Raw genomic sequence first — 26,180 nt, forward strand, 5'->3', positions numbered from 1 at the left:
TGACTTGTCAGATTGACATGTCAGCCTTCCGGCTTTTTGTTGTTTGCTTGTTTTGGTCTTAGAAAGTCTGTGCTTATTTGGCGACTTTTACATTGTAGCCATAGATGGTCTTCCAGTCATCGCGCATGGATACCGGAATCCAGCCATTTTTCTGGCAGTCAGCTTTCATCTTGTCAGCTTTCTTCGTGTTGCCGAGATCGTTTTCGAGGTCGTCGCAGCAGAGGGAGAAGGCCAGCGATTTATATTTGTTCTTGCTGATGGTGTAGTTGAACATCGAAGCATCGCCGGAGCTGTTGCCGAAAGCAAGAACCGGCTGACGGCCGATTTCGCGGGCGATGTTGGAGACCTTGTTCATCTTGACGTCTTTGAGGACGAACTGGCCGCGGACGAGTACGTCTTTGTCTTTGTCGTAGACATACTCAAGACCATCGGTTTTACCCTGGCCCGAAGCGAGCGTCATGATGTCCGTGCCGATGAAGTGATCGCGTTTGATTGGCAGGACGCCGTTCATCAGCACGCGCTGTGCATCGCGGTCGGAACCGGAAACGATCCAGATGTCGAAGTCGTTGTTCTTGAGATAGGAGACAACCTCAGCCATCGGCAGGTAGAACTCCTCGCCGCGTTTGAGGTTCGTCAGGCCCTCAGCCGGGGTCTCCATGAACTTCTTGACAAAGGCTTCATACTCGGGCTGCGTCATGCCGGCAAAGACGGAAGCCTGCGATTTTGCTTCTTTGCCTTCCATGTCTTCCGGGATGGCCTGCTTGTCGATGGCAGCCTTGACGACCTTCGCATACTCACGGTCTTCTTTTGACGGCGTGTAGGTCGGGTCGTTAAGCGCACGCTCAAGATACATCATCCATTCGAAGTAGGACGGTGTTCTTTCGCCGAGCAGCGTGCCATCCATGTCGAAGACAGCGATGCGATCTTCGACCGGGATGTAGTTCGGGCTCTTTTTGTTCGTCACGTCCTTGACGTAGTTGGTCAGAGCTTTGAAGGAAGCAGAATCCTGGTTCCAATACTTGAAGTCACTGCCGTTCTTCTTGACGCTGATCTGCGCGATTTCAGCGCGCGTAGCGGCTTCGACATTCATGCTGGCGCCAGTCCCGAAGACAAAGCTCATCGCCAGAAGTGCGGCACAGAGTTTCTTTTTGTTCATAAAATCATCCTTTCTTCATACCCTGTCCTCAGGCTGGCATTTTTTCTGAGGACAATAACCTTACGTATCCCATCGTAATATATTCGGCAAAGTGTCAGTATCTCCTCTTTAGCCCCAAAAAAAATTGAGCAAGCATGAAGCCTGGATGGCTTATGCTTGCTCGAGAAAAAAATGCAGCTTAATATTTGTGGAACATATCCTGGATTGCATTGAGGTCGTGTGTCTTGGTCAATGCGAGCTGCAAGAGGATGCGGCATTTCTGCGGATTCAGGGAATCACCATCGATGAAATGCTCATCGATATAAGACTGCTCGGCAGGGATGACCGTGCCGGATACCAGCCGCGTGCTGCGGACCACAACGATGCCGGCAGCCGAGGCTTTGGCCAGTGCTTTTTCGGCATCCTTGTGGATGGAGCCATTGCCCGTGCCTGCGTAGACGATGCCTTTGACGCCTGCCTGGATAGCAGCATCGACGAACAGTGCGTCATCGTTGGCAGTGCCATAGATGACTTTGACATACGGCAGTTTGTCGAGGTTCGTGACATCGAATTCAGAAGCCGTCGTGTTGAGGCGCGTGGTCTGTCCATAGAACTCAGGCACACCGTCGTTGACGACGCCGATCGAGCCGACCAGCGGGGACTGGAAGGTGTTGACGGACGTGGTGTTGGTCTTCGTGACGTTGCGGGCGGCATCGATCTGATCGTTCAGGGCGACCATGACGCCGCGGCCAGCAGATTTCTTATCCGCGGCGATGCGGACGGCATTGAGCAGATTCATCGGGCCGTCGGCGCTGATGGCCGTAGCGGGACGCATAGCACCGGTGATGACAACCGGTTTCTTGCTCTTGACTGTGAGGTTCAGGAAGTAGGCGGTCTCCTCGAGCGTGTCGGTACCGTGCGTGATGACGATGCCATCGACGTTTTTATCCTTGAGCAGCGTGTTGCAGCGCTTGGCCAGCTTGAGCCAGATATCATCGGTCATGTCCTTGCTGTCGATGCTGCAGATCTGCTCGCCGGAGAGAACTGCATAGTTTTTTGTCTCGGGAACAGCGTTGAGCAGCGTGTCGATGCCAAGGGCACCCGCTTTGTAGCCAGTGGTCTTGGTGTCGGAGGCAGCGCTGCCGGCGATGGTACCACCGGTAGCCAGCACTTTGATGTCAGGCTTGTCTCCCGTGGCAGCACTGGCAAAGCATTGGCCGCCAGCCATCATCGCAGCCAGTATCATGGCAACAAGTGGACGTTTCATTTTCATAGAAATAACACCCTTTCCATAAATAAATAGTTTTTATCAACCCATAAGATATTCTAACCATTCACTAGGCAAAACTACGGAAAACTATAAAAAAACTACAAAAATCTCAGCAAGAAATTCATTTTTTAGCTAATTTTCATGAATATAGCAGGAACGTCTAAGAAAGGGTGGTTATCCTAAAAAAGGATTTTATATGGCGGCTGGCTTTGCAACTGGCCGCAAAGTGCCCGCAGGGCGGAAAGAGGGATGAAAATGGATGATAAGAATGAACAGCTGCAGCAAGAGGCTGCACGGCTGGCCGAGAAGGTAAAAGGTGATACAGCTGAACCAGGAGCGGTAGAAAAGCCAGGCCTGGCGTCGCGGATGCTGCGTGGTTTTGGTAAATGGGTAGTGTATGCGGTCGCGGCATTGCTGGTTATCTATGTGATCAAGCCGGCCATCTACGAGCATATGGATGCCTCGGCGGCAGCAGAGATGACGGAGGCTGAGAAGCAGGAGTCCATGGGGCTGCCGCTTAAGATTTCCAAACCGCCGCAGGGCAAGAGCACGACTTTGAATCGTGAGGAACTTCGCTGGATGGCTATGATGGATATCAAGCTGGAGGCTATGCGCCCACATATCAACCAGTATAACAACAAAGCGATTGATGAATTCAATGCGATGATCAATGAATACAATGCCCGTTGCGGCGAATTCCGTTATAGGCGTTCTGATTTGCAGACCGTGCGCAATGAAATGGAAAAGTACCAGGAGCAGATCAAGCAGAAAGCGCGCGAAGAAGTCCAGGCCAAGGGCTGGGATAAGGCTCCTGAAAAATCTAAAAAATAATGTTTGACAAACAAAGTATAGGATGCTATACTACTAACCGTTGATGACGCACGTAAGTGTCATTTTGCCGGAATGGCGGAATTGGCAGACGCAGCAGACTCAAAATCTGCCGTTGGCAACAACGTGCCGGTTCAAGTCCGGCTTCCGGCACCATTAGTGCTATCAAGGCCTCGCGATGTTTTCGCGGGGTCTTTTTTCGTGCGTTTTTTGTTTGGGGAGACAATTTAGAGCTACTAGATTTTTTGATGAAAAATGAGGCTATTGCATGCTGTTTACATGCAATAGCCTCATTTGCCAAGCTCGTTTTCTTAGCTGAAGATTGTCAGCACCCTGCTATCGGGCCGTTGGAGCCGCCGAGGAATATGCAGAAGGCGGTTTTCCCGTTTTTCTTAGTTTTTCCCAGTCCTACACCAAGAAAGGCACAGGCATTAAACCCTTCTGACGTCGACTTTCTTTTTCCCGTATTATGCGGACGGCCGGCAGCAGCTACCTGCTCGAGTTCGTCATATGCCAAGGTCATTTTCTTCAGCTGCTCATGCTCGTATGTCTTCAATTCCGCAAGGGTGAAGGGGAGACCGATTTCTTTTGCCAGTGGGAGGACAATAGCCTCAGCTGCCTTTTCACGCATGGCAGCATCATCTGCCGAAGTGTCATTCGTCTCTGCGAAGGCCTTATCGAGGTTGTTGAGCTTTTCTGCCAGCGCTGCGTCCTGTGCCAGCTGCTCAAAGAATTTTGCCACATTTTCCGTTGCCATGATGTATTCCTCCCTTTTGTTCAGGTATCTTTCTGTCCTTTATATTTCCGAAGGGGCAAAAGTGTTTATGGTTTATTTACCGTTTTAGTTTCAGCAGTTTCTCATACCATCCCCCGCGGAAGAACGCGCAGGTGTCTTCGTCCCGGGCCAAAAGATCATCGCCGTGGCCCGATGCGGCCACGCGGCCGCGGCAGCCGCCTGCGCAGCGGTTTCTGAATTCACAGGCCTTGCAGCCTGGATTGTGGGCGAAATAGTCCCGCAGCCGCGTGTCGATAAAGCCCATATAATGCGAATCACGGAGGGCATCGGCTAATTTCGTTTCCCTTATATTGGGGAAGTGGCGCCGCCCGCCTTCGGTGCTGCCCATGGGGATGCAGGGAACCATCGCTCCTTCGGCGGTGATATACATATAGTTGCGTGCATGACCACATAGACAGTAAGCGCTGCAATCCTCCTCTTCGTCGTTTTTCACGAAAGGAATCGTAAAGTCATCCATACCATCGCTGTGGAAAAAACCTGACAGCATCAGGGAGAGCGGCGCACCGTCCTCATAAAAATGCGGGATATAATCCAGGTAGGTTTGGAACTCTTCGCTGCGGGTGATGGCGCAATCGGTGATGCCCAGCGCCTCGCCTTCAAGATTCAGACGGTTTACCTTCAAGGTCTGGCAGCCTAGTTCGCCTAGCAGCTTGATGCTATCCCGCAGCGCTGATAGGTTCCCCTTGTGCAGGCAGTATTCTGCCCCCGTGGGAAAGCCCCGCTCCTTGCAGAGGGCAAAGGCCCGGCGTACAGCCTTTTCAGCTCCGGGAACACCCCGCAGCCAGTCATGGCAGCCGATGCCATCAAAGCTCATGTTGAACTCTGGCCTAAGGCCCCGCTGCTCGAACTCGTCCAGCGTCTTTTCGTTCACCAGCAGGCCATTGGACATGACGGTGACGATAAGGATATCCGCTGCAAGCAGTGCATCCACGATGGCGAAAAAGTCCCGCCGCATGAGTGCCTCGCCGCCTGTCAGCGACACGGTGCGGACGCCTGCGGCCTCCATCTGCCGGATGATTTCGAGGCAATCCTCCAGGGAGGGATCAGCTTCTGTATGTTTTCCGGCTGACATATAACAATGGCGGCAGCGGCAGTTGCAGTTGCTGGTGATGGCCCAATGGATGGAATAGAGGAAGCGGTTCGGATAGGCGTGGTATCTCTGCTCCGCAGATAGGGGCGCAGGCTTTTCGCATGTTACCAGAATCTCAGCCGCGCATAGCTCGGAGAGTATCTGCTTTTCTTCGGCAGAAAAGAGTGCACTCCCGACAGGCAGGGAGCCACAGGCCTTTTGCAAGGTACGGTAAACGGCAGGGGGCAGGAATTCCACTGCTCCCGAAAGGCGCTGTACGATGCCTGTGGGCAAAAGCTCCCAGCCTCGCAGCCGGAATTCGTCTTTCAGTTTGTAGTACATGGAATCACCTCGTTTGCTGTTGCACATTCATCGGATCTGTTTTTGGTCATACATTCTGCAGGCAATGCGGATTTCCTGCAAGGAAAAACGAAGGGCTGTTGCATGTGATGTGTGAACATTCATGCAACAGCCTTGTCTATTTGGCAGGTGGTCACTTTTGGTGCTGGCTTAACCGGCTGAACCAACGCCTGCAATGCGAGTCATCGGCGGCGTGGCAACCGCATTCTTTTTCATTCCACGTGATCTGGCTTCATCCTGCACACTGGCCGTAAGGTCGCCAACTCTTTGGTTGTAATAGCGCATTTGCGTCTGCCCGCAATCAAGGTTCCACTGAATCATTTGTCTGGTCACATCGCCTTTGGCGTAGTCATAAAACTCGTTCTGGTTGAGGGTGCGATTATATACGACGTAGTACTTTTTGCCATCTACCCAGATGTCCTTGTCGCGCCCGTAGCCGTAATCGAAGCTGCCCGATACCAGGGAAAGTTCCTTGTCCGTCATGCGGTTGTTGTTCATGAGATTCTTAGCCATTTTATTTTCCTCCTCACATCTTTGGGTTTGTTGTCTTGCTTTCTGTTCTTTATATCCTCGGATGTGAAAAGTGTTTAGGCAGATAGAAAAAATATCAATTCTGCTGCGAAAAAGACAAGTCTGACTTAGGGGTGGGGCAGGGCTGTATACCAGTCTTGCATGACGGCAAGGGCCTCAGCATGTTCTTCGCGCGGGATGGCTTGGTAGAGCGTTTTTTCGCCATTTTGCCTGCGTTCAAGGACATAGGTGCTGCTTTCACATTGAAAGAAGGTCAGAGAGACTTTTTCGCCGGGCAGGGTCAGGGTCAGGGCCGGCGACTCGTCTGGCAGGGATTTTGGCTCTGGGGCTATTGCAAAAGAATTGCCGTATAGTAGCATGTTGACGAAGGGGGTGGCCTTGGTGCGATTGCCATTGCGCGGCTGCTCACCATTTCGGGACAGGGTGTATTTGGTGGCAGGCTGGTAGATGATATGGGCTAGCGCGATACCGATGGAACTGTTATCTGCTGTTAAGGCAATCAGGCCGTTATCGGCGATGAAATGCTGAGGTACATCGTTATGGGCCCAGGCACAGAGCTTGCTCCATGTTTCTTGATCCTGCCGCATGGCGTCTGCTGACTCCCGCATATAGCGCACATCCGTAGGATGATAGAAGATAAAATAGTTGCCGGCTTGGTCCTGGGCGAATAATTCCCTGCCAGACATATCTGCGCAAAGCATCTCATGAAGCTCGGTTTCTGTGACTTTGCCGATGGCAAAAAGCCAGCCTGCGCCATCGTAGGCTGGCATCTCTTTTTTGGCTGCTTCGACGGACGCCCGTTCCGCAACGGAAAAAAGCTGCTGGCCACTACCTGTTTTTATCAGCAGCAGGTGGTCAAGGTCCCGGGGAATCCGCAGATAGAGACCGGCCTGCTGGTAGATGCAGGTCCTGAGACTGGCGGTGGCGCTGGGGGGCGTGGCGGCTTTTTCCATGGCTGTACCACTGTTCCAAGGAATGAGCAGGGAAAATGCTGTGAGCGCCGTTGCTGTCAAGTTTTTGTAACGCATAAGTATTCTCCTTCCGTTTGTTTCTTTGCTTCTGGCATAGTGCCTGGCGGATATTCTTTACTTCTGGATGTTTTCTGAAATTCCTCTCTGGTTAGAGCCGGAGCGTGAAAAAAGAGCCATCAATAAGCTGGATGATCTTGCGCTTATGGATGGCTCTTGGCGTTTATTTGTCGTCGATCGTGACTTTGTTGCGGCCCTGACGCTTGGACTGGTAGAGGGCGTTGTCGGCACGGGAATAGAGGCTGGTGAAGTTATCGGTGGGCCGGGAGATGGTGCAGCCGATGCTCATGGTGACCGGGTGCTGCTGATTCCCGTAGGTGATCTCGCTGGGAATCGTGGAGCGGATGCGTTCGCAGAGTATCTGGGCGTATTCCCGCGAGGGGACGTTGGGGAGGTAGATGCAGAATTCGTCGCCACCCATGCGGCCGACGATGTCGGTGTGGCGGATGTGCTCGCGAATCACGCGGACGATGCTGCGCAGGACCTCGTCGCCAGCCTGGTGGCCAGCGGTGTCGTTGATGGATTTGAAATAGTCGATGTCGAGCATGATGAAGGCGCTCGGCGTCTGGTCCTTGAGGGCGAGGCGGATGAGCTCGTGGACGGCGCCGCGGTTGTAGACTCCCGTCAGATGATCGATGGCGGCCTTGCGTTCGAGCCGTTTCTCGCGCAGCATCTCAGCGGTGACGTCGTAGAAGAAGCCGATGGTATGCTGCACGGCCTGTTTTCTGCCGGCGAAGTTATGTGCGGTTACGCGATAGAAACAGGTGTGGGCGTTGTCGTAAGTAAGGCAGAGATTAGCCGTTTTATCCGGGTTTTGCATGGCTTGCTTGAGGAAGCGGATGCCGACCTGGGCAAATGGCGTGCTGACCTGGCTGGCTGCACGCGAAAAGGGATGAATCTTTTCGGGCAGCTGCAGAGCAGTGGCGCAGGTGGCTGACAGGCGCATGGTATCGTGGACAGGATCGTAATCGAATACATAGAGACCTGCGGTCTCGCATAGCCAATGGAAATAATCATGCTGTTCGGTGCGCCGCTGGTGTTCCTGGTAAAGCAGGAACGTCAGGACGAGTATGATAAGTACCAGGAAAAGGGCAATTTCCATGGATGGGTTCATAGTCATCGTTCCTTTGCTGTTTGGATTTGTCGTTGCATCGACACACTTAATCCTTGTAGTCATCATATCATAGTTGCAAGGGATAGTAAACTTTTGGGAGCCTGCGGGGGAAAAAGAAACAAAATGTCAAGACTGTTTATGAAGAAATTCCCGTGGTATACTGTCATAGGTACCGGACAAAATAGGACATATGTCCGCTTTGATGCAAATTGTGTGTGAAGGAGAATCGTGATGACTGTAGATACACAGGGGAAAGAACTGGCTTGCATTGATAAACTGGGAACGATGTGCGCGATGAGCGCGTGGACGGACGACCAGCTGCAGGATGTATTGGATCTCTTGCGTGATTATGGTGCGAGCCGGGAACAGGATGGCTATGCTGCCGGTTACGAGGCGGCTCTCAACGACGCTGTGGCTGCGGCGGAACGCACTACAGTCGGCTGATTTTCGATAAATTTGTGCCTGCCGGGCAAAAATGATTGACGAATGCAAGATAATTCGTTATAATACGTCGTGTTATCAAAGTGAAAGGGGATTACTCACTATGGCAAAAGAAGTACTTAGCAAATCCGCACTGGTAGATAAAGTTGCAGAGGCTGCTGGCGTATCCAAGAAAGATACGAAAGCTGTTGTCGATGCACTGCTCGAAACGGTAAAGGAGAGCGTTAAAGCTGATGCTGAGATCCGTCTCATCGGCTTCGGTACGTTCAAGAAAGCTCATCGCAATGCACGTCAGGGCCGTAACCCGCAGACGGGCGCTACGATCGAGATTGCTGCTAGCGATAGCCTGGCATTCAAATCCAGCGTCAAATACTAATCCTTTGCGATTAGCGATACGCGGTTGAGTATCCAGAAAGAGCCTGACAGGATTGTCCTGCCGGGCTCTTTTTCGTAGGAGGGGTGACAGTGAAGAAATCGCATATCATCCTGGCGGCGGCGATCCTGTATCTGCTCATCATGGTCATCGGCGGCATGGCGTATTACGCGTACAGCGTCCAGCATGAGCAGCAGCAGGCAAAGATAGAGCAGGAGGCGCAGCAGGAGATCGATGCACGACGTCAGGCGCGTGAGGCGGCCGACAAGGCCCGTGAAGCGAAGGACGAAGGGGAGAAGCCGCGTAAGGCTGCTGCAAGGCGTGAGCGGGCGGCTGGCGAGATGTGGGAAGAGACAATCAATGGTGTGACCTACTATAAGCACCATTGGCCGAAGAAACTGCCGACGGGGGTCTATCTGCGGCCCTTTGTCGCTGCGCAGAATGACCGCTGTGTACTGAAGAACGATATCTATTACTACTATTCGATCACCGATGCGGAGCAGACGGCTTGGATCATGGGGGACCGGCTCGACATCTATGCGGGCGGGCAGACGGTAACACTCGTGCTCGACCCGTCAGAGCTGCGCAAGCATATGTCTTCCGACGCGTCCTGGCTGTCGGAGAATTATGTGATGAATGCCGATGCGGCGACGCTGGCAGCCTTCCGCCGGATCATCGCTGCGGGGGCGGCGACCCTCGTGTATTACAAGGAGGGGGGCAAGTCGCGCCGCCATGATATGAGTGCCCAGGAAATCCAGAATATCCGCGAGATGGTGGAGCTCTATGATGCGCTGCGCCAGGAGTGATGTGGCCATTTTAATGGACGATTAATTGACAGATGGCGCGAAAACGATTACGCTAGTACTTGGTATTTCTTAGGTATTCCAGAAAGGAGTTTTTCCATGCGAAAAACAGCATTGTTGACGCTGGGTGCATTGCTGGCGGCTTCGTCGGCGGTCATGGCTGCACCGGTCAATCAGATGGCCGCAAATGAGACGGCAATTGGGGTGGGGACGAACGAGTCCTACCTTGAACATAAGGTGAGCGGCAAGGCTACGGTCGGCGCGCAGCTGGCCCGCCGCGACCAGTATGGTGACCAGAAGGACCTCTACCTGCAGTATGATGTCGTGGGCTCCCAGGTCAAGCTCATCGGCGGCTACCGCTGGGATCTGCCGGGCGATAAGAACCAGCTCTTTGGCGGCGTAGCAGTCAGCACGCCGAGGGTCATGGGCTTTGATGCCTATGCGTCCTATGTCGCTGGCAAGGACTTCAACGAGGTGTCGGTCGGTGTCAACAAGAACCTGCTGCTCAACGTTGACCTCAACATCAACTATCACAACTTCAAGCCGGAGAACGGCAAACGTGAAAACGGCGTTGGCGCCGGCGTGACGGTCAAGTTCTGATCGCTTTCCTGTGCCAACAAAAAAACTCCGTCGGGAATATCCCGGACGGAGTTTTTGTTTGGCTGGATTCAGTCCTGTGCGTCGAACAGCGGCAGCGGCTCGAGGAAGATGATGTCATCGCGCTTGGAGGCATCGCCCTCAGCCAATACGCAGGCTTCGCCGACGACCTTGCCGCCTGCTTTTTCGGTCAGCTCGCGCAGCGCCTTCATGGAGCCGCCCGTGCTGATGACGTCGTCGAGCAGCAGCACGTTCTTGCCCTTGATGCGGTCGACATCGACGCCGTCGAGGCAAAGGTTCTGGACGCCCTTCGTGGTGATGGAGATATCCTCGACCCAGATGGCGTTCTCCATGTAAGCCTTGACGGATTTGCGGGCTACGATGTAGCGCGGCATGCCAAGCTCGCGGGCCAGATCGGCAGCGAGGGGAATGCCCTTCGTCTCAGCGGTCAGGATGATGTCGGTATCTGCCGGGATCTTCTTGGCCAGCTCTTTGGCGCAGGCCAGCGTCAGATCCGGATCGCCCAGCATGATGAAGCCGGCGATGGCCAGTTTATCCGTGACGTTCAGGATCGGCAGGGAGCGCGTGCAGCCTGCAACAGTCAATTCATAAAATCTATCAGCCATAGTACACCTCTCTCGTTTAGTACCCACCTATTATACTCTCTTTCCCCGCTGTGTGCAAATGAATATGATAATTCGGTGAAAAGTTGTATAAAATTAGAGTTTATACCTTGTACTGGCGCGGGTTTTGTAATAGAATACACCCATGAGACTAAATTTTCTGTTTGGTCTTAAATCTACAAGATAAGGTCGTGTTAATGTGTTATGAAGAGTTTCAGACTCACGGAAAAGGAAATGAACAAGATGGCAGAGCGGATTCCGACGCCATTCCTCGTCGCATCGCTGGATAAAGTTGAGGAGAACTACCAGTTCATGCGAAAGCACTTGCCGAGCGCAGGTGTCTATTACGCGATGAAGGCGAATCCGACGCCGGCCATCCTCAAGCTGCTGGCATCGCTGGGCTCGCATTTCGATGTGGCTTCGGCTGGCGAGATGGAGGCTCTGGCAGAGCTGGGCATCGATGGCTCGCGGATGATTTACGCCAATCCTGTAAAGGATGTGCGTGGCTTGCAGGCCGCTGCGGTCTATGGTGTGCGCCGCTTCACCTTTGACGACGTGACGGAGATCGGCAAGATGGCCAAATACGTGCCAGGGGCTGATGTGCTGGTGCGCATCCAGGTGCGCAACAACAAGGCGCTGGTCGATCTCAACACGAAGTTCGGTGCGCCGATGGAGGAGGCCCTCGACCTGCTGGAGCAGGCTGAGAAGGCTGGCCTGCATGCGATGGGCATCTGCTTCCATGTCGGCAGCCAGTCGCTGTCGACGGCGGCGTATGAGGAGGCCCTGCTCTTGGTTCGTAACCTTTTCGATGAGGCGGAAGCTCGTGGGATGCACCTTACTGACCTCGATATAGGCGGCGGCTTCCCTGTGCCTGATGCCGATGGGCTCACGGTGGATCTGGCCGCTATGATGGAGGCCATCAACCGCCAGATTGACCGCCTGTTCCCGGATACGGCAGTGTGGACGGAGCCGGGGCGCTACATGTGCGGCACGGCGGTCAACCTCGTGACCTCAGTCATCGGCACGAAGGACCGTGGGGGCACGCCATGGTATATCCTCGACGAGGGCATCTATGGCTGCTTCTCGGGCATCATGTACGACCATTGGACCTATCCGCTCCACTGCTTCGGCAAGGGCGAGAAGAAACCGTCGGTGTTCGCGGGCCCGAGCTGCGATGGCATCGATGTGCTCTATCGCGACTTCATGGCGCCCCAGCTCCATGTGGGCGACAACCTGCTGGTGACGGAGATGGGCTCCTATACCAGCGTCAGCGCGACGCGCTTCAACGGCTTCTATCTGGCCCCGACGGTCATCTTCGAAGAGCAGCCGGAGTATGCGGCGCGCCAGAGCGCGAGCCGTGACGATGATGCCGAGGCTGCGGTCTGACCTTGACATTTGCCCTTTGACCCGTCAAAATAGTAGCAGCATAGGACGAAAGGATGAAGCATAGATGGAAATCGCTGAAATCGAGCATATGCTGCTGCATGCGCTGACGGAAGAATCCGTAGGCGAAAAACTCGATGGCGCCAAATCCCAGCAGGAAGTGTATGAAGCCTTGAAGACGCTGCCGTACTTCACGCTGACGATGGAGGAGTTCCAGCAGGGAATCCAGGCGCTCAAGAACGAGCAGGCCGAAGTGCATGAGCACGAGGCAGAATGAATGATAAGAAAATCCCCCCGCTAGAGGCTAGCGGGGGGATTTTTATGTCGGGAATCAGAGGTTTTTCTCCGTCAGTACCATGTCGATGGCGTTGAGCACGTCGTCGACGTTTTCTTTGGTGATGACAAGGGGCGGCTGGAAGGCCATGACGTTGCGGCCTACGCCGTTCTTGCCGATGATGAAGCCGCGGTCCTTGAGGGTCTCCAAAACATCATCGAGGATTTCGGGGGCCTCGGAGCCATCGGCATGGATGAATTCGGCACCGTCCATAAGGCCGAGGCCGCGGACATCGCCGATGACCGGATGCTTCTTCTGGAGTTCGCGCAGGCCGGCGCGCAGCTGCTCACCGCGCTCCATGGCGTTCTGGGCGAGCTTGTGCTCCTCGATGTAGTCGAGGACGGCGAGCGCTGCCTCGGAAGAAACCGGGTTGCCGCCAAGCGTCGAGGCGCCCGGGCGCGTATAGGTGTCTGCGACTTTACTGCTTGCGATAAAGGCCGAAATCGGCGTGCCGTTGCCGAGAGCCTTGGCCATGCACATGATGTCAGGGACGACATCGTAGTTCTCGATGGCAAAGAGCTTGCCCGTGCGCGCAAAGCCCGTCTGGACCTCGTCGATGATTAGCAGCGTGTTGTACTTCTCCAGGATTTCCTTGACGCGCTGGAAGTAGCCCTTCGGGGGGACGACGCAGCCGGCGTTGCCCTGGATCGTCTCAGCGATGAAGGCACCCGGATGGCCCGATGTCGCCGTCTTGATGAGATCCTCGATGGCGTTGGCGCAGGCGTAGTCGCATTCTGGGAACTTCTTATTCATCGGGCAGCGGTAGCAGTTTGGGTTCGGGGCGAAGTGGATGCCGCCGACCGGTGTCGGTGCCGTGCGCCACATCGTAAGGCCTGTGACGCTCATGCCGAGCTTCGTGCGGCCGTGCAGGCCTTGGCGCAGGGCGATGATTTCGCTGTTGCCGCTGTAGACTTCAGCGAGCAGCAGGGCGCCCTCGGTGGCCTCGGAGCCCGTGGAGCAGAAGAAGGATTTCTGCAGGTCACCCGGCGTGACTGCGGCGAGTTTTTCAGCGAGGTTGACGAAGTTTTCAGTCAGGTAGATGTTGCAGACATGCTGGAGTTTGTCGACCTGTGCTTTGATCTTGGCCGTGATTTCGGGATTGCAGTGACCGCAATTCATGACCGATACCCCGGCGTACATGTCGAGGTATTTCTTGCCGTTGCTGTCCCAGAGGTACTGCATCGAGCCTTTGACCATCTGCTGCGGATTCGAGTAGAAATGCGCCAGGCACGGCATGATATATTTCTTTTTCTTTTCGATGATGGCCTGAGGGCCAATGTATTTCTGTTCTTCCATTATGCGTATCCTTTCCTAAACACCCTCCGGCATATTAGGCACGGAGGGTGTTTTGTTTGTAGCAGTGTTTAGATGGAATTGCGGCTCTGGCGGAAGCGGAAGGTGCCGATACCAAGCTCGCGCGGGCCCTGTTTGAGCTCGTCAAGTTTTGACTGGTCAAATTCCTGACCGGCAGCCAGTGCATCAAGTGCCTTGCGATAGATTTTCGTGACCTTGCCGGTAAAGTCTGGCGTGTAATCCTGCGCCTCGATGCGGTAGGAGGCGATGCCGTTGAATTTCGCAAGATACGGATAGAGGCAGAGGTCTTTGGCAAAGTAGATATGGTTGCGGCCGAACTGGTCGATGCGGATGGAATGTTTTTCCTTGGCATTGTCGAGCAGCGCATAGTGGCGGTCAAGCACCTCGGGGTTGTCGAGCTCGCTGTAATGGGGCAGCGACATGCCCGGGATGTTGTGGTCGCAGATCATAGACTCATAGGAGCCATGGACGATGGTCTCGACGGGAAGCTCGGAGTTTTCGACAATCTCACGCAGCTGCTCGAACGAAAGCTCCAGCGAGGAGCAGGCCTGGGTAAGGCCATTTTCCTTGAGGAATTTGGCGGCCAGATGATTGAACAGGTTGAAAGAGACATCGGCCTGAATCGGCAGCTGGGTGTACTGCTTGGCAAGCTTCAGCGAACCGAGGTTGCTGACCATGATGCCGTCGGCGGCAAGCTCCGGGCGTGAGGCAAGCGCCGTCAGGAACTGCTCAAGCTCGCCACATTCGCGGCGCATGGTCGTGCGCGGCGTATTGATGACGACTTTAGCCTTGCCTTTGGCATAAGCGATGATGTCGGCGTATTCGGCAAGTGTCCATGGGCGGAACGGGCGGAAGGCCTCGCCGCCTACGTAGATGACATCGGCGCCGTTATCGACAGCAGCCTTTGCCGCGTCAAGGGTGTTCACGCGGACGCTCAGCGTGCGGTGAGCAGCGTTCTCCTTCTGGATGTCAGCTTCTTTCTTGAGGATCTCATCCTGGAAGCCAGCTTCCTTGACGGCATCGCTGAAGAAACGCGGTTCGCGCTCACCGGTCATGCCGATATCTTTCTTGGTCGGGCTGCCAAAGGCAAAGGTGGTCGTGAAGTCCCGGGCGCGGTTCTCGTAGAGGTTCTTCCAGCCTTCCTCGTCAACCTGGTAGCCCATGGGGTCAGCCAGATAGGCATCGATGGCCTTGCGGTAGGTGGAGACGATGCGGCAGATAAACGGTGCCGGACGCATGCGGCCTTCAATCTTGAACGAGAAGACGCCGGCCTGGATGAGCTGCGGAATCGAGCGGTACATGCACATGTCCTTGAGGGCCAGCTTGTAAGCACCGTCGCTGTCTTTGTCGAGAACTTCGCCAGTCTGCTCGTCGATGAGCTGGTAAGCCCAGCGGCAGGGCTTGAGGCAGCGGCCGCGGTTGCCGCTCTGGCCGAAGACGACACCCGAGTGGATGCACTGGCCGCTTTCACTCATGCACATGTCGCCATGCATGAAGTATTCGACCTCGATGCCCGTGCGCTCACGGAACAGGCTGAGCTCGGAGAGCGTCATCTCACGGCCGACAACGATGCGCGTGATGCCATACTCTTTGAGTTTTTCGATGGCGTGCTCGTTGTGCGTATTCATCATGACCGACGTATGGATGGGGATGTCGATGCCCATTTCGTGTACGAGCTCGAGAACAGCAAAATCCTGCACGAGCAGAGCGTCCGGCTTGATTTCATTGAGATAGGCAAGATATTCGCGCAGCGCTGGAATCTCTTCGTCGCTGATGAGGTTGTTGAGGGTGATATAGAGTTTGACATCGTGCTCATGGGTGTAGGCGATGGCCTTTTTGAGCATTTCGTTGTCGAAGTTGAAATCGCCTTCGTGCATGCGCATATTGAAGTGCTTGCCGCCGAGGTAGCAGGCATCGGCACCGGACTCGACGCCGGCGACGAGCGCATCCCAAGTGCCGGCCGGAGCCAGCAGCTCTACCGATTTACGATTAAGAATCATGATATAAGTTAACTCCTTTAATAAACTTTCTTAATAACTAATAGACCTAATATATAAGTATAACAGGAATGATAGCAACCAGCAATAATCATATGTATGAATTCGGTCAACTTTAAAATCAATACTAGGTTGACGAAAGGCGGCGCGGTGTTTATAATGAGATTGTTTGCAGGAGGTCAAGGGATGGAGAAGAATCATTTGCGGGCGCTGGCTGAGGTGCTGGCGTGCCTGCAGGGAGAGCGGTTTGCTGGTGCTGTCATCATGCGTGCCGAGTGGTCGCTGCTCTCCGCTGGCGAGGGGCAGACCGAGGCGCTGCGGGTGCTGAGAGACCGGCATGGCCTCATGACAGTTTGCTGTCAGGCCGCTGGGGAGCAGCTGCTGGTGACCATGCTGCTGGGGCATAAGCCGGTGCGTCCGGCCGTTGACATGTCAACATCTGACAAGTCAGATTTGACATGTCAGATGGCCGGGCGGGAGTGGTGGAGGATCTCTGCCGCTGAAGTCCGGGCGTTTGCGGCAGCCGTCGGCGATGGGAACAGCATCCATCAAGGGGATGCTCCTGTGATCCCAGGACTGCTGCTGCTGGAAAAGCTCCTTGCGCAGCGTCCCCGGGGGGCAGCGAAGCTGGTGCTGCGCTTTTTCCATGCAGCGTATGCGGGTTTTGTGTTTGTAGACTGGCCAAGCGGGCGGCTTTGGCAGGAGGAGCGCTGTACAGCGGCGTTTGCTTGGCAGGAAATCAAGGTATAGGTTAAGGCAGGTCTTTATTATGCAGAAAGAAACAGTAATGGAATTACCAGAAGAAAAATTCACGGTGCGGCAGATGACGAAGATGGCCCTTTGTCTGGCCTTCTGCTGTGTATCGGCGTTCATCTCGTTCCCGCTGCCGTTCACGCCAGGGCTCGTGACCGCGCTGACCGTTGCGCTTACGGTGACGGCGCTCGTGCTGCCGCCAAAACTTACCTTTATCACGATTGCGGCCTATGTGTTCTTAGGGGCCGTGGGCTTGCCGGTGTTCCCCGGCGGCATGGGCGGTCTTGGCCGTCTCCTGGGGCCGACGGGCGGCTTTTACTTCGGCTGGCCCTTTGTCTGCCTGCTGGTCAGCCTGCTCAAGGGAAAGGCCGTCGGCTTTCGTCGCTATGCGCTGGTGGCAGTGCTCGTCGGTGTGCCGCTGACCTATGTGGGCGGCTTGATCTCGATGATGCTCGTCATGCAGGTCGGTCTCTGGCAGGGACTTATCATGGCGGTGTTCCCGTTTATCCCTGGCGATATCATGAAGGCACTGCTGGCGGCGTTTATCGGCGTGCGGGTCAACAAGATGCTCGCAAACCTCTGAGCTTTGGCGCAGAGGTGGCGCTTGTCATGCCTGCGTCTGTAGCTGGTGGTCAGCGGTGAGCGTGAATGTCCTGGCCGCGAGCGTCCGGGCAAGGCCTGCGTCATGCGTGGCGACAATCAGGGTCTTGCCCGCAGCCTGCAGGGCTTGCAGGAATTCCTGCAGCCAGGCTTGGGCTTTCTCATCGAGGGCGCTGAGGGGCTCGTCGAAGACCCAGATGCTAGGATTCATAGTCAATATGGCGGCGATAGCCGCCTTTTTCTTTTCGCCGCCCGATAGGGTATAGGGCGCGCGCCGGCGCAGATGACCGAGCTCGAGCAGCTCCAGGGCATCATCGACGCGGCGCTTGATTTCAGCGGGGGCAAGGCCCATCTGCTCAGGACCGAAGGCGAGTTCCTCGGCGACGCTGCCGCAGAAAAGCTGCGCGTCAGGATTCTGCCAGACAAAGCCCACCTGCTGATGGAACCATTTGGAGTAGCGATGGTCGCGCATTCTGCCCGCAGTGATCTCGGTGCCGAGGAACTGATAGGTACCAAGCTCGGGATAGATGAGACCGTTCAGCATGCGCAGCAGCGTGGATTTGCCCGCCCCGTTGGGGCCGCGCAGGAGAACTGTATCGCCCTTGGCGATGGTGAAGTTGATATGACGCAGTACGGGCTCACCTTCGTAGGCATAGCAGACATCAACAAAGCGGATCATAGGATAACCTCCAGACGCAGGAAAAGATAAAGATAACCGAAAAGAATCAGGATGAGCAGAGTGTCGCCGCGGCAGAACGCCATGCGGCGGGCTGGCAGGTATTCGCCGGTGAAGCAGCGGCAGGTCATCGCCTCATACATGTCGGCTGACATTTTCTGCGAGCGCAGCAGCAGCGTGCCCAGGATGCCGCCGATGGCCTGCTGCTTATGCGGGTTGCTGCCGACGGAGCGCAGCTTGAGCGCTGTCAGCATATCGCTGGCAATCTCGCCGAGCAGGATGATATAGCGCAGCGTCGTGTCCAAGAGAAAGATGACCGTTTGCGGCACGTGGAAGGCACGCAGGGCCGCCGTGATGTCGTTCCCCGGCAGGAAGGCCCGCAGGCTGGCCAGGGCGGTGACGGATAGGAAGGTCTTGGCCGGCAGCAGCAGGACGAGCGGGCCGCTGCCGAGCCAGAGGGCGGGCAGGATGAGCAGCAGGGTGAAGAGTGCGGCGGCAAAGGCCGTCTGGAGTGCCTGCCACAGCATATGCCCTGGCAGCAGGCAGAGCACGACAAGGGTGAGTGCCAGCTGGCAGAGCAGGAAGGCCGCGGTGTGGGCGGCTGCGCAGCATAGCAGCCAGAAGAACAGGAAACAGAGCGCGCACGGAGCCGAGACGGAACGGCTCCCAGCGGCGCATTGCTGACGGAGGGTGAGCAGCACGGTCAGTACACGCAAAAGAGACCGGGAGATGAAATAGTCCCGGTCCCGATTTGGCTGATAGTGTTCTTCCTGTGTTGCCCATGGAGGAAGTTTCAACATGCAATAAGCCCCTTAGTGTTTGGCGATGGATGTGTCATAATCGGTTGGCGCGTGGAAGAAGGAGGCGAAGGCCTTGAAGGCGAGCACCAGGAGCGCTGTGCCGATGATGGCGGACAGGATATAGCCGAAGGATTCGGGCAGGCCGGCGATGGCATAGTCGGGGAACAGGGCGTCAAAGGTGAAGCCATCCTCCATGCCAGCTGGCGTATAGCCAAGTGCAGAGCCGAGGAAATCCTGCTCAGCGAGCTCCTCGGGGTCCCATTCCCCCCAGGCGGTACCCGTGGCGAGCAGCCCCAGCGGCGTGCCGAGGATCAGCAGACCGAGAAGGCCGTAGACAGCCTTGCTGCCCTGGGACTCGTGGCCATCTGTTGCCAGAAGCGCGGGAGAAGCCTGCTTCAGGAAGGCCAGGATGGCTGTGGTGAAGACGACCTCTGCAAGACCGAAAAGCGTCAGGTGGCCGGCCATCATCGCGGGGATGGAAACCGACAGCGGATACGGGCAATAGAGGGCATGGCCTGCTGCGTCCGTGAAGAGCAGCGGCTGGAGGCCGAACTCGATGGCCGCACAAAGGGCGGCGAGATTGATGCCGGCATATGCACCGATGCCGGCGGCAGCGAGATCATGCTGCGGCATTGCTTTCTTCAGGAGCTGATAGATGGCCCAGCCGGCAAACGGCATGACAAATGCCATGTTGAAGCAGTTGGCACCGAAAGCCAGCAGTCCGCCGTCGCCGAAGAAGAGCGCCTGCACGAACAGGGCGACGCTGACGGCAAGGCAGGCAGACCAAGGGCCGAACAGGATGGCCAGCAGCACGGCGCCGACGGCGTGACCAGTCGTGCCGCCGGGAAGCGGCAGGTTGAACATCATGCCAAGGAACGAAAAGGCCGCGCCAATTCCCAGCAGCGGCATTTTTTCCTTGGGAATTTCCTGTTTGACTTTCTGCACGGCCAGCCACCAGACCGGTGCCATGGCAGCACCGAAGACGGCGCAGGTGGACGGGCTCAGATAATTTTCTGGAATGTGCATACTATCACTCCTAACATTAAATAAGAAAGAAATAAGACCTCAATATGATTACAGTTTAAAGTATTTCCGCGAGATTTGTAAGCCCTAGGGGGATGTGATTTCGACCTGTGATTTTTTTCGCGAAAATTTGACAATTAGTCCAAACAATAGTAAAATAAATATCAGTTAAAACAGAATATCGCGATTGGATCAGGTGTCGCAAGACTTAATAGGGAAGCCGGTAAAATCCGGCGCGGTCCCGCCACTGTAACAGCGAGCGACTCCGCAGATATGTCACTGGAGAGGGAAAAAGCCTCTTTGGGAAGGCGCGGAGGAGCGATGAACTGGAGCCAGGAGAACTGCCTGATTGACGATCACCGTTTGACCTGCGAGCGATGGGGATGGGGATCTTGGACGATTTAGTTTAGAAAGAGTCAGGCTTTTACCTGACCGTTAGAACTGAATGTTTTTCAAGATGAGCCTATTTCCGCATGCAGCAGGGAATGGGCTCATTGTGGTATGTATTCTCGCTGTTCTTGACTTTAGGCGAAAGGTTTTTCCTCATGGAATCTTCTGTGGGGAAGAAATTGCTCATACATTTCATTCAGTTCTATGTATTGGCTGCCTTTGTTGCAGCAAGGGTCTCGATTTGTGGAAGGATCGAGACCCTTCTTTTTTTGCCTGGGCGGATGAAATGGAGCATATATTATTCTACCTTTAAAGGGGGAAATGTATATGAGTAATGAAACAAAGACACAGGCAGAGTCGGAACTCGACCTGCAGGCCATTCTGAAGAAGGCCGAGCAGCAGACCGAGTTCCCCGATGTCCCGCTCGACGAATTCACGCCGCCGACGTACGAAGAGTGGAAGGAGAACTGTATCACGCTCCTGAAGGGAGCACCCTTTGAGAAGAAGATGTTCACCAAGACCTACGAGGGAATCACCTTTGACCCGATGTACTTCCGCAATACCACCGAGGAAATCCTTCCACGCACGTCTTTCCCCGGCATGGATGATTTCCTGCGCGGCTCCCGTCCCAATGGCTATATCAAGTCGCCTTGGGGGATCGCCCAGGCCTGCGATGAGACGATGCCTGCGGAGAACAATGAGCTGCTGAAATACGAGCTGGAAAAAGGCTCGACAATCTATCATATCAAACTTGACCAGTCAACCTTGACCGGTCAGGATGCACGCGAGGCGGAAAAGCCGGGCGATGAGGGCTGCAGCGTAACGACGCTGGACGATATGCATGTACTGCTCGATGGACTCAAGCTCGACGAGCAGCCGCTCTACCTCTATGCCGGCCAGACAGCACTGCCGTTGCTGTCGATGGTGGCGGCTGTGCGCCGGGCATCGGGGAAAGACATGCAGGCGGTCTGCGGCTTTATCGGTGCTGATCCCATTGGCGAGCTGGCCGAGCGGGGAACCCTGTCGGCAACGCTCAGCGACCGCTATGATGAGCTGGCGGAGTGTGCGAAATGGGCTATCGCCAATGCGCCGGAGCTGCGCACGATTATGGTCCGCAGCGATGTCTACAGCCGCGGCGGTGCCAATGATATCCAGGAGGCATCCTATACGATTGACACGGCAGTCACTTATTTGCGGGAGATGCAAAAACGGGGCCTTTCGATTGATGAGGCGGCCAGCCAGATCATGTTCGGTTTTTCGATGGGGGCCAATTTCTTCCTGCAGATTGCGAAGCTCCGCGCGATGCGGCCCATCTGGGCGCAGATCATCGCGGCCTTTGGCGGCAGTACCGAGTCCCAGCGCATGCATGTCCATGCCCGGCCGGCATTGTTCTTCAAGACGGTCTATGATCCCTATGTTAATATGCTGCGCAACACGACAGAAATCTTTTCGGGGGTTGTCGGCGGTATCGATTCGTTTGAGAATGCACCGTTTGATGAGCCGATTCGCAAGGGCGACGTGTTCTCGCGCCGCATTGCGCGTAACGTGCAGATTATCCTGCAGGAAGAGTTCGGTCTCTTGCAGCCAATCGATCCGGCCGGTGGTTCGTGGGCGGTGGAGTCGCTGACGAAACAGGTCAAGGAAAAGATCTGGGAGGCCTTCCAGACGGTGGAGGGTGCAGGCGGTATTGTCGAGGCGCTGAAGGCTGGCAAGCCGCAGCAGGCCATCGGCGAGGTGCTGGCTGAGCGGTTCAAGAATGCCGAGCTCAGGCGCGACCGCATTGTCGGTAACAATATGTACCCGAATATGACGGAGAAACTTCTCGACCCGCGCACCGAGGATTGGGCCGAAAATAAAAAAGCGCGTACCGAGGCCATCGAAGCGTATCTGGCGGATATCGACGGCAAGTATCGCGCGGAGAAACTCGAGGCCCTGTCGAAAGCTCAAACAGACCGGGTGACGGCAGCTATCGCGGCTGCCGAGGCTGGGGCAACTCTGCCGGAGCTTTGGGCAGCACTGCCAAAGACTGGTGAGGCGCCAAGTGTCGAGAAAATCACGCCGCACCGCTGGAGTGAACGCTTTGAGGGCCTGCGTCACCGCACGGAAAAATACGCAGCCGACAAGGGGGATAACGTGCGCATTTTCCTGGCGAATATGGGGCCGATTCCGCAGCATAAGGCAAGGGCGGACTTTACCACAGGCTTTTTGCAGGTCGGGGCTTTTGAGGTCTTGCGTAACGATGGTTTCAAGACGACCGATGAAGCGGCGGCCGCCGCAGCCGAGTCCGGGGCGGATGCCGTGGTCATCTGTTCGACCGATGCGACCTATCCGGAAATCGTTCCCGATTTAGCACCAAAACTTCATAAGGCGCTGCCAGCGGCTACGGTCTATCTGGCTGGAGCCGCACCGAAAGAATTGCTCGAAACGTACAACGCGGCGGGCATTGACGATTACATTTCGGTACGAGCCAATTGTTACAAAATCCTGCAGTTCCTGCAGCAGAAGAAAGGAATGATGGCATAATGGCAGCGTTCAAGAATCCGGATTTTACGAGCATGAATCTGCGGGAGGCACCGCAGCACACGAAAGAAGAATGGCAGAAACTCTTTGAACAGCAGGTCAGCGCCAGCTATGACGAAATGACGGCGCGCACGATGGAGCATATTCCGGTCAAGCCCTTTTACAACCACGAGGAATACGACCACATGAATCATCTCGATTTTGCCAGCGGCATTCCGCCGTGCCTGCGCGGACCGTATTCGACGATGTACGTGTTCCGTCCCTGGACGGTCCGCCAGTATGCGGGCTTTTCGACGGCTGAAGAATCCAATGCCTTCTACCGCCGCAATCTGGCTGCAGGGCAGAAGGGCCTTTCGATTGCCTTTGACCTGCCGACCCATCGTGGTTATGATGCCGATAACCCGCGCGTGCTCGGCGATGTCGGCAAGGCCGGCGTTTCGGTCTGCTCGATGCTCGATATGAACATCTTGTTCTCGGGCATACCGCTTGATCAGATGTCGGTATCGATGACGATGAACGGCGCCGTGCTGCCAATCCTGGCGTTCTATATCCAGTCCGGTATCGAGCAGGGCGTTGACAAGTCTATCATGGCCGGCACGATCCAGAACGATATCTTAAAGGAATTCATGGTACGTAATACCTATATTTACCCACCGGATATGTCGATGCGTATCATTGGCGATATCTTTGAATACACGACCAAGAACATGCCGAAGTTCAACAGTATCTCGATTTCGGGCTACCATATGCAGGAGGCTGGTGCCACCGCCGATATCGAGCTCGGCTACACGCTGGCCGATGGCCTCGAGTACCTGCGCACAGGTATCAATGCCGGACTGGCCGTCGATGCCTTTGCCAAGCGCCTGTCGTTCTTCTGGGCCATCGGCAAGAACTACTTCATGGAAGTGGCCAAGATGCGGGCGGCGCGCGTTCTCTGGGCAAAAATCGTCAAGTCGTTTGGTGCCGAGAATCCAAAATCCATGGCGCTGCGCACGCACTGCCAGACCTCTGGCTGGTCGCTGACGGCGCAGGACCCGTTCAACAACATTTCGCGCACCTGTATGGAGGCTATGGGCGCGGCTCTTGGACATACGCAGTCGCTGCATACGAATGCACTGGATGAGGCCATCGCGCTGCCGACGGACTTCTCGGCCCGCATTGCCCGCAACACCCAGCTCTACATCCAGGATGAGACGCGGGTCTGCAAGATCATCGATCCTTGGGGCGGCTCGTATTACGTTGAGGCATTGACCAACGAGATCATCCGCCGCGCTTGGGCCCATATCCAGGAGGTCGAGTCGCTGGGCGGCATGGCTAAAGCCATCAGCACGGGGCTGCCGAAGATGCGCATCGAGGAGGCCGCGGCCCGCCGGCAGGCCAGAATCGACTCGGGCAATGAGACCATCGTGGGCCTCAACAAATACCGTCTCGACAAGGAAGATCCGCTGGAAATCCTTGCCATCGACAACACGGCGGTGCGCCAGGCCCAGATCGAGCGCCTGGAGAAATGCCGCAGCGAGCGCAACGACGACGATGCGCGCCGCGCGCTCGAGGCCATCACGAAGGCCGCCGACAGCCGCGACAACGGCAACCTGCTGGAATGCGCCGTCGAAGCTGCCCGGGTGCGCTGTACCCTCGGTGAGATTTCCGATGCCGTCGAGAAGGTTTCGGGACGCTATCAGGCCGTCATCCATACGATTTCGGGTGTCTATTCGTCGGAATTCACGAACAAGAGCGCGCTCGAAAAAGCCCGCCATATGGCTGATGAATTCGAGGAACTCACGGGCCGCCGGCCGCGTATCTTTGTCGCCAAGATGGGCCAGGATGGCCACGACCGCGGCCAGAAAGTCATTGCGTCAAGCTTTGCGGATATGGGCTGGGATGTCGATGTAGGGCCGCTGTTCCAGACGCCGGAGGAAACCGCGCAGGATGCCGTCGATAACGATGTGCATATGGTCGGGTTCAGCTCGCTGGCCGCTGGCCACAATACGCTTTTGCCACAGCTCGTCGAGGAGCTTAAAAAACTCGGCCGCGAGGATATCATGGTCGCCATCGGCGGCGTAATCCCCGTGCAGGATTACGATTTCCTCTATGAGCACGGTGCCGTGGCCATCTTCGCACCGGGTACGAATATCCCGGAGGCTGGCTGCAAGTTGCTGACGCTGCTCATCAACCGGGCGAAAGAAGAGCTCGCAGAAGCATAGGGAGGTAATACGCATGGCACAGAAATATTCGGTCAGCAAGCCGAGCTGGGTGCCAGAAGAAAAGGATGAGAAATTTGCCTGCTCGGTCATGGGCGGCATCGAAGGCATCAAGGATACGACAGTCGGCAATATCAATCCGGCCATCCAAAGCGGCAGGCTAAAGCCCAAGCGGCGCATGGTGCTGACCGAGGATGAATATGTCGAGGGCGTAGCGCGCGGTGACCGCATGACCCTGTCCCGGGCCATTACGCTTATCGAGAGCAACAGTCCGCGCCATTTCAAGAAGGCCCAGCGTGTGCTCCAGCGGCTGCTGCCGCGCACGGGCAGGGCCCTGCGCATCGGCATCACGGGCGTGCCGGGCGCTGGCAAGAGCACGATGATCGAGGCGCTAGGCAATATGCTCTGCGATGCGGGGCATCGTGTGGCAATCCTGACGGTCGATCCGACAAGCTCGGTTACGAAAGGCTCGATTCTTGGCGACAAGACGCGGATGGGAACGCTGTCAAGACGGCCCGAGGCTTTTATCCGCCCGTCGCCGGCCGGTGGCACTTTGGGCGGCGTAGCCCGCAAGAGCCGCGAGACCATGCTGATGTGTGAGGCTGCCGGCTACGATATCATTCTCATCGAGACGGTCGGCGTCGGCCAGTCCGAAACGACGGTGCGGTCGATGGTGGATTTCTTTATGCTCGTGGTGCTTACTGGCGCTGGCGATGAACTGCAAGGCATCAAAAAAGGCATCATGGAACTTGCCGATGCCATCGTCATCAACAAGGCCGATGGCGATAACCTCGTCAAGGCCAAGGTGGCCCGCGGCGAATTTGAGCGCATGATCGAATACATCCGTCCGGCTACGCCAGGCTGGCCCACGCATGCGTATCTGGCCTCAGCCATCGAAAAGACAGGGCTTGAAGAGCTCTGGGAGGTCATGCAGGCCTTTGAACAGATGACCAAGAAAAGCGGCGTCTTCCAAAAGCGACGCGATGGCCAGCTGCTCGACTGGATGCATAGCATGATCGATGAGCATCTGCACAACCTGTTCCTCGAAGATCCGGTCATCAAGGGCCGGATGCCCGAGGTAAAGGACGCGGTTCTTGACGGCACGATTTCGCCGACGCAGGCAGTGGCCGAGCTTATCGGCATGTTTGATGTACAACGGGCGGCCGCAAGGCAGGACGATCTGTTCCATCCACGGGAAGAGAAGGGAGGCGGCCGTTAGGC

25 protein-coding genes, 1 tRNA gene and 1 riboswitch are annotated in these 26,180 nt (G+C 55.8%); of the genes, 13 read left to right on the forward strand and 13 right to left on the reverse strand.

Annotated elements, in window-relative coordinates:
• Nucleotides 1–73 precede the first annotated feature (73 nt).
• Both FZ041_RS10715 and FZ041_RS10720 read right to left on the reverse strand, forming a co-directional pair.
• On the reverse strand, nucleotides 74–1,156 hold the full coding sequence (locus FZ041_RS10715) for an HAD family hydrolase (RefSeq protein ID WP_149189547.1): 1,083 nt from the start codon (nucleotides 1,154–1,156) through the stop codon (nucleotides 74–76).
• 178 nt (nucleotides 1,157–1,334) lie between these two features.
• On the reverse strand, nucleotides 1,335–2,408 hold the full coding sequence (locus FZ041_RS10720; protein ID WP_149189548.1) for a type II asparaginase: 1,074 nt from the start codon (nucleotides 2,406–2,408) through the stop codon (nucleotides 1,335–1,337).
• A gap of 252 nt (nucleotides 2,409–2,660) precedes the next feature.
• Here FZ041_RS10720 and FZ041_RS10725 point away from each other — a divergent pair, with 252 nt between their 5' ends.
• Nucleotides 2,661–3,236, forward strand: a complete 576-nt coding sequence (locus tag FZ041_RS10725) for a double-strand break repair protein MRE11 (RefSeq protein ID WP_149189549.1) — start codon at nucleotides 2,661–2,663, stop codon at nucleotides 3,234–3,236.
• 66 nt (nucleotides 3,237–3,302) lie between these two features.
• Nucleotides 3,303–3,389: transfer RNA gene (locus FZ041_RS10730), tRNA-Leu, on the forward strand.
• Between the two features lie 169 nt (nucleotides 3,390–3,558).
• On the opposite strand, the gene FZ041_RS10735 is transcribed toward FZ041_RS10730, so the two are convergent.
• From FZ041_RS10735 to FZ041_RS14975, 5 genes are all read right to left on the reverse strand, one after another.
• Nucleotides 3,559–3,990 (reverse strand): Nif11-like leader peptide family natural product precursor, encoded by a 432-nt coding sequence (locus tag FZ041_RS10735; RefSeq protein ID WP_149189550.1) that lies wholly within the window; start codon nucleotides 3,988–3,990, stop codon nucleotides 3,559–3,561.
• A 76-nt stretch (nucleotides 3,991–4,066) separates the two neighbouring features.
• A complete protein-coding gene (locus FZ041_RS10740; protein ID WP_187626366.1) occupies nucleotides 4,067–5,440 on the reverse strand; it encodes a radical SAM/SPASM domain-containing protein in 1,374 nt (457 codons plus the stop codon).
• Between the two features lie 168 nt (nucleotides 5,441–5,608).
• Nucleotides 5,609–5,971, reverse strand: coding sequence for a hypothetical protein (locus FZ041_RS10745; RefSeq protein WP_149189552.1), 363 nt, complete (start codon nucleotides 5,969–5,971; stop codon nucleotides 5,609–5,611).
• 125 nt (nucleotides 5,972–6,096) lie between these two features.
• Nucleotides 6,097–7,017, reverse strand: coding sequence for a hypothetical protein (locus tag FZ041_RS10750; protein ID WP_149189553.1), 921 nt, complete (start codon nucleotides 7,015–7,017; stop codon nucleotides 6,097–6,099).
• Between the two features lie 163 nt (nucleotides 7,018–7,180).
• Nucleotides 7,181–8,197, reverse strand: coding sequence for a GGDEF domain-containing protein (locus tag FZ041_RS14975; protein ID WP_149189554.1), 1,017 nt, complete (start codon nucleotides 8,195–8,197; stop codon nucleotides 7,181–7,183).
• 165 nt (nucleotides 8,198–8,362) lie between these two features.
• On the opposite strand from FZ041_RS14975, the gene FZ041_RS10760 reads away from it, so the two are divergent.
• The 4 genes from FZ041_RS10760 (at nucleotide 8,363) to FZ041_RS10775 (ending at nucleotide 10,348) form a co-directional block, all read left to right on the forward strand.
• A complete protein-coding gene (locus tag FZ041_RS10760) occupies nucleotides 8,363–8,575 on the forward strand; it encodes a hypothetical protein (protein WP_075443101.1) in 213 nt (70 codons plus the stop codon).
• Nucleotides 8,576–8,675: 100 nt separating this feature from the next.
• Complete coding sequence (locus tag FZ041_RS10765; protein ID WP_033169776.1) at nucleotides 8,676–8,948, forward strand: HU family DNA-binding protein; 273 nt, start codon at nucleotides 8,676–8,678, stop codon at nucleotides 8,946–8,948.
• An 89-nt stretch (nucleotides 8,949–9,037) separates the two neighbouring features.
• Nucleotides 9,038–9,751 carry a hypothetical protein gene (locus FZ041_RS10770; RefSeq protein ID WP_149189555.1) on the forward strand — a complete coding sequence of 238 codons (714 nt, stop codon included), beginning with the start codon at nucleotides 9,038–9,040 and terminating at the stop codon, nucleotides 9,749–9,751.
• 96 nt (nucleotides 9,752–9,847) lie between these two features.
• Nucleotides 9,848–10,348, forward strand: coding sequence for a hypothetical protein (locus FZ041_RS10775; protein ID WP_075443105.1), 501 nt, complete (start codon nucleotides 9,848–9,850; stop codon nucleotides 10,346–10,348).
• 68 nt (nucleotides 10,349–10,416) lie between these two features.
• Here FZ041_RS10775 and FZ041_RS10780 read toward each other — a convergent pair whose 3' ends face one another.
• Complete coding sequence (locus FZ041_RS10780; RefSeq protein ID WP_075443107.1) at nucleotides 10,417–10,971, reverse strand: phosphoribosyltransferase family protein; 555 nt, start codon at nucleotides 10,969–10,971, stop codon at nucleotides 10,417–10,419.
• Nucleotides 10,972–11,172: 201 nt separating this feature from the next.
• On the opposite strand from FZ041_RS10780, the gene FZ041_RS10785 reads away from it, so the two are divergent.
• On the forward strand, nucleotides 11,173–12,354 hold the full coding sequence (locus tag FZ041_RS10785) for a type III PLP-dependent enzyme (RefSeq protein ID WP_149189556.1): 1,182 nt from the start codon (nucleotides 11,173–11,175) through the stop codon (nucleotides 12,352–12,354).
• Between the two features lie 64 nt (nucleotides 12,355–12,418).
• Nucleotides 12,419–12,628 carry a hypothetical protein gene (locus FZ041_RS10790; protein ID WP_075443111.1) on the forward strand — a complete coding sequence of 70 codons (210 nt, stop codon included), beginning with the start codon at nucleotides 12,419–12,421 and terminating at the stop codon, nucleotides 12,626–12,628.
• Nucleotides 12,629–12,682: 54 nt separating this feature from the next.
• On the opposite strand, the gene FZ041_RS10795 is transcribed toward FZ041_RS10790, so the two are convergent.
• Entirely contained in the window at nucleotides 12,683–13,981 is a 1,299-nt protein-coding gene (locus FZ041_RS10795; protein WP_149189557.1) for an aspartate aminotransferase family protein, read from the reverse strand.
• A 68-nt stretch (nucleotides 13,982–14,049) separates the two neighbouring features.
• Nucleotides 14,050–15,999: a peptidase U32 family protein gene (locus tag FZ041_RS10800; RefSeq protein WP_149189558.1), complete on the reverse strand. Its 1,950-nt coding sequence runs from the start codon at nucleotides 15,997–15,999 to the stop codon at nucleotides 14,050–14,052.
• A gap of 183 nt (nucleotides 16,000–16,182) precedes the next feature.
• Here FZ041_RS10800 and FZ041_RS10805 point away from each other — a divergent pair, with 183 nt between their 5' ends.
• A complete protein-coding gene (locus FZ041_RS10805) occupies nucleotides 16,183–16,746 on the forward strand; it encodes a hypothetical protein (protein ID WP_149189559.1) in 564 nt (187 codons plus the stop codon).
• A gap of 19 nt (nucleotides 16,747–16,765) precedes the next feature.
• Nucleotides 16,766–17,332, forward strand: coding sequence for a biotin transporter BioY (locus tag FZ041_RS10810; RefSeq protein ID WP_149189560.1), 567 nt, complete (start codon nucleotides 16,766–16,768; stop codon nucleotides 17,330–17,332).
• A gap of 24 nt (nucleotides 17,333–17,356) precedes the next feature.
• Here the strand turns inward: FZ041_RS10810 and FZ041_RS10815 are convergent, their stop codons facing one another.
• Genes FZ041_RS10815 through cbiM form a run of 3 tightly spaced genes read right to left on the reverse strand, consistent with a single transcriptional unit; the run spans nucleotide 17,357 to nucleotide 19,851 of the window.
• The gene (locus FZ041_RS10815) at nucleotides 17,357–18,028 is read right to left on the reverse strand and encodes an energy-coupling factor ABC transporter ATP-binding protein (protein WP_149189561.1); all 672 of its coding nucleotides are present in this window, start codon (nucleotides 18,026–18,028) and stop codon (nucleotides 17,357–17,359) included.
• Entirely contained in the window at nucleotides 18,025–18,825 is an 801-nt protein-coding gene (locus FZ041_RS10820) for an energy-coupling factor transporter transmembrane component T (RefSeq protein WP_255449365.1), read from the reverse strand. Before FZ041_RS10820 ends, FZ041_RS10815 begins: the two co-directional genes overlap by 4 nt.
• A 12-nt stretch (nucleotides 18,826–18,837) precedes the next feature.
• The gene (cbiM, locus tag FZ041_RS10825) at nucleotides 18,838–19,851 is read right to left on the reverse strand and encodes a cobalt transporter CbiM (RefSeq protein ID WP_149189562.1); all 1,014 of its coding nucleotides are present in this window, start codon (nucleotides 19,849–19,851) and stop codon (nucleotides 18,838–18,840) included.
• A 174-nt stretch (nucleotides 19,852–20,025) separates the two neighbouring features.
• Nucleotides 20,026–20,211, forward strand: a riboswitch (cobalamin riboswitch).
• Between the two features lie 354 nt (nucleotides 20,212–20,565).
• Here cbiM and FZ041_RS10830 point away from each other — a divergent pair.
• The 3 genes from FZ041_RS10830 to meaB are packed head-to-tail and all read left to right on the forward strand — an operon-like array spanning nucleotide 20,566 to nucleotide 26,178.
• Complete coding sequence (locus tag FZ041_RS10830; protein WP_149189563.1) at nucleotides 20,566–22,761, forward strand: methylmalonyl-CoA mutase family protein; 2,196 nt, start codon at nucleotides 20,566–20,568, stop codon at nucleotides 22,759–22,761.
• A complete protein-coding gene (gene scpA / locus FZ041_RS10835) occupies nucleotides 22,761–24,962 on the forward strand; it encodes a methylmalonyl-CoA mutase (protein ID WP_149189564.1) in 2,202 nt (733 codons plus the stop codon). The genes FZ041_RS10830 and scpA overlap by 1 nt, the downstream gene beginning before the upstream one ends.
• 13 nt (nucleotides 24,963–24,975) lie before the next feature.
• Nucleotides 24,976–26,178 (forward strand): methylmalonyl Co-A mutase-associated GTPase MeaB, encoded by a 1,203-nt coding sequence (gene meaB, locus FZ041_RS10840; protein WP_149189565.1) that lies wholly within the window; start codon nucleotides 24,976–24,978, stop codon nucleotides 26,176–26,178.
• Nucleotides 26,179–26,180: the final 2 nt, after the last annotated feature.

The sequence above is a fragment of the Pseudoselenomonas caprae genome, from assembly GCF_008271345.1.
In the GTDB taxonomy this organism is placed as follows: Bacteria; Bacillota; Negativicutes; order Selenomonadales; family Selenomonadaceae; genus Selenomonas_A; species Selenomonas_A caprae.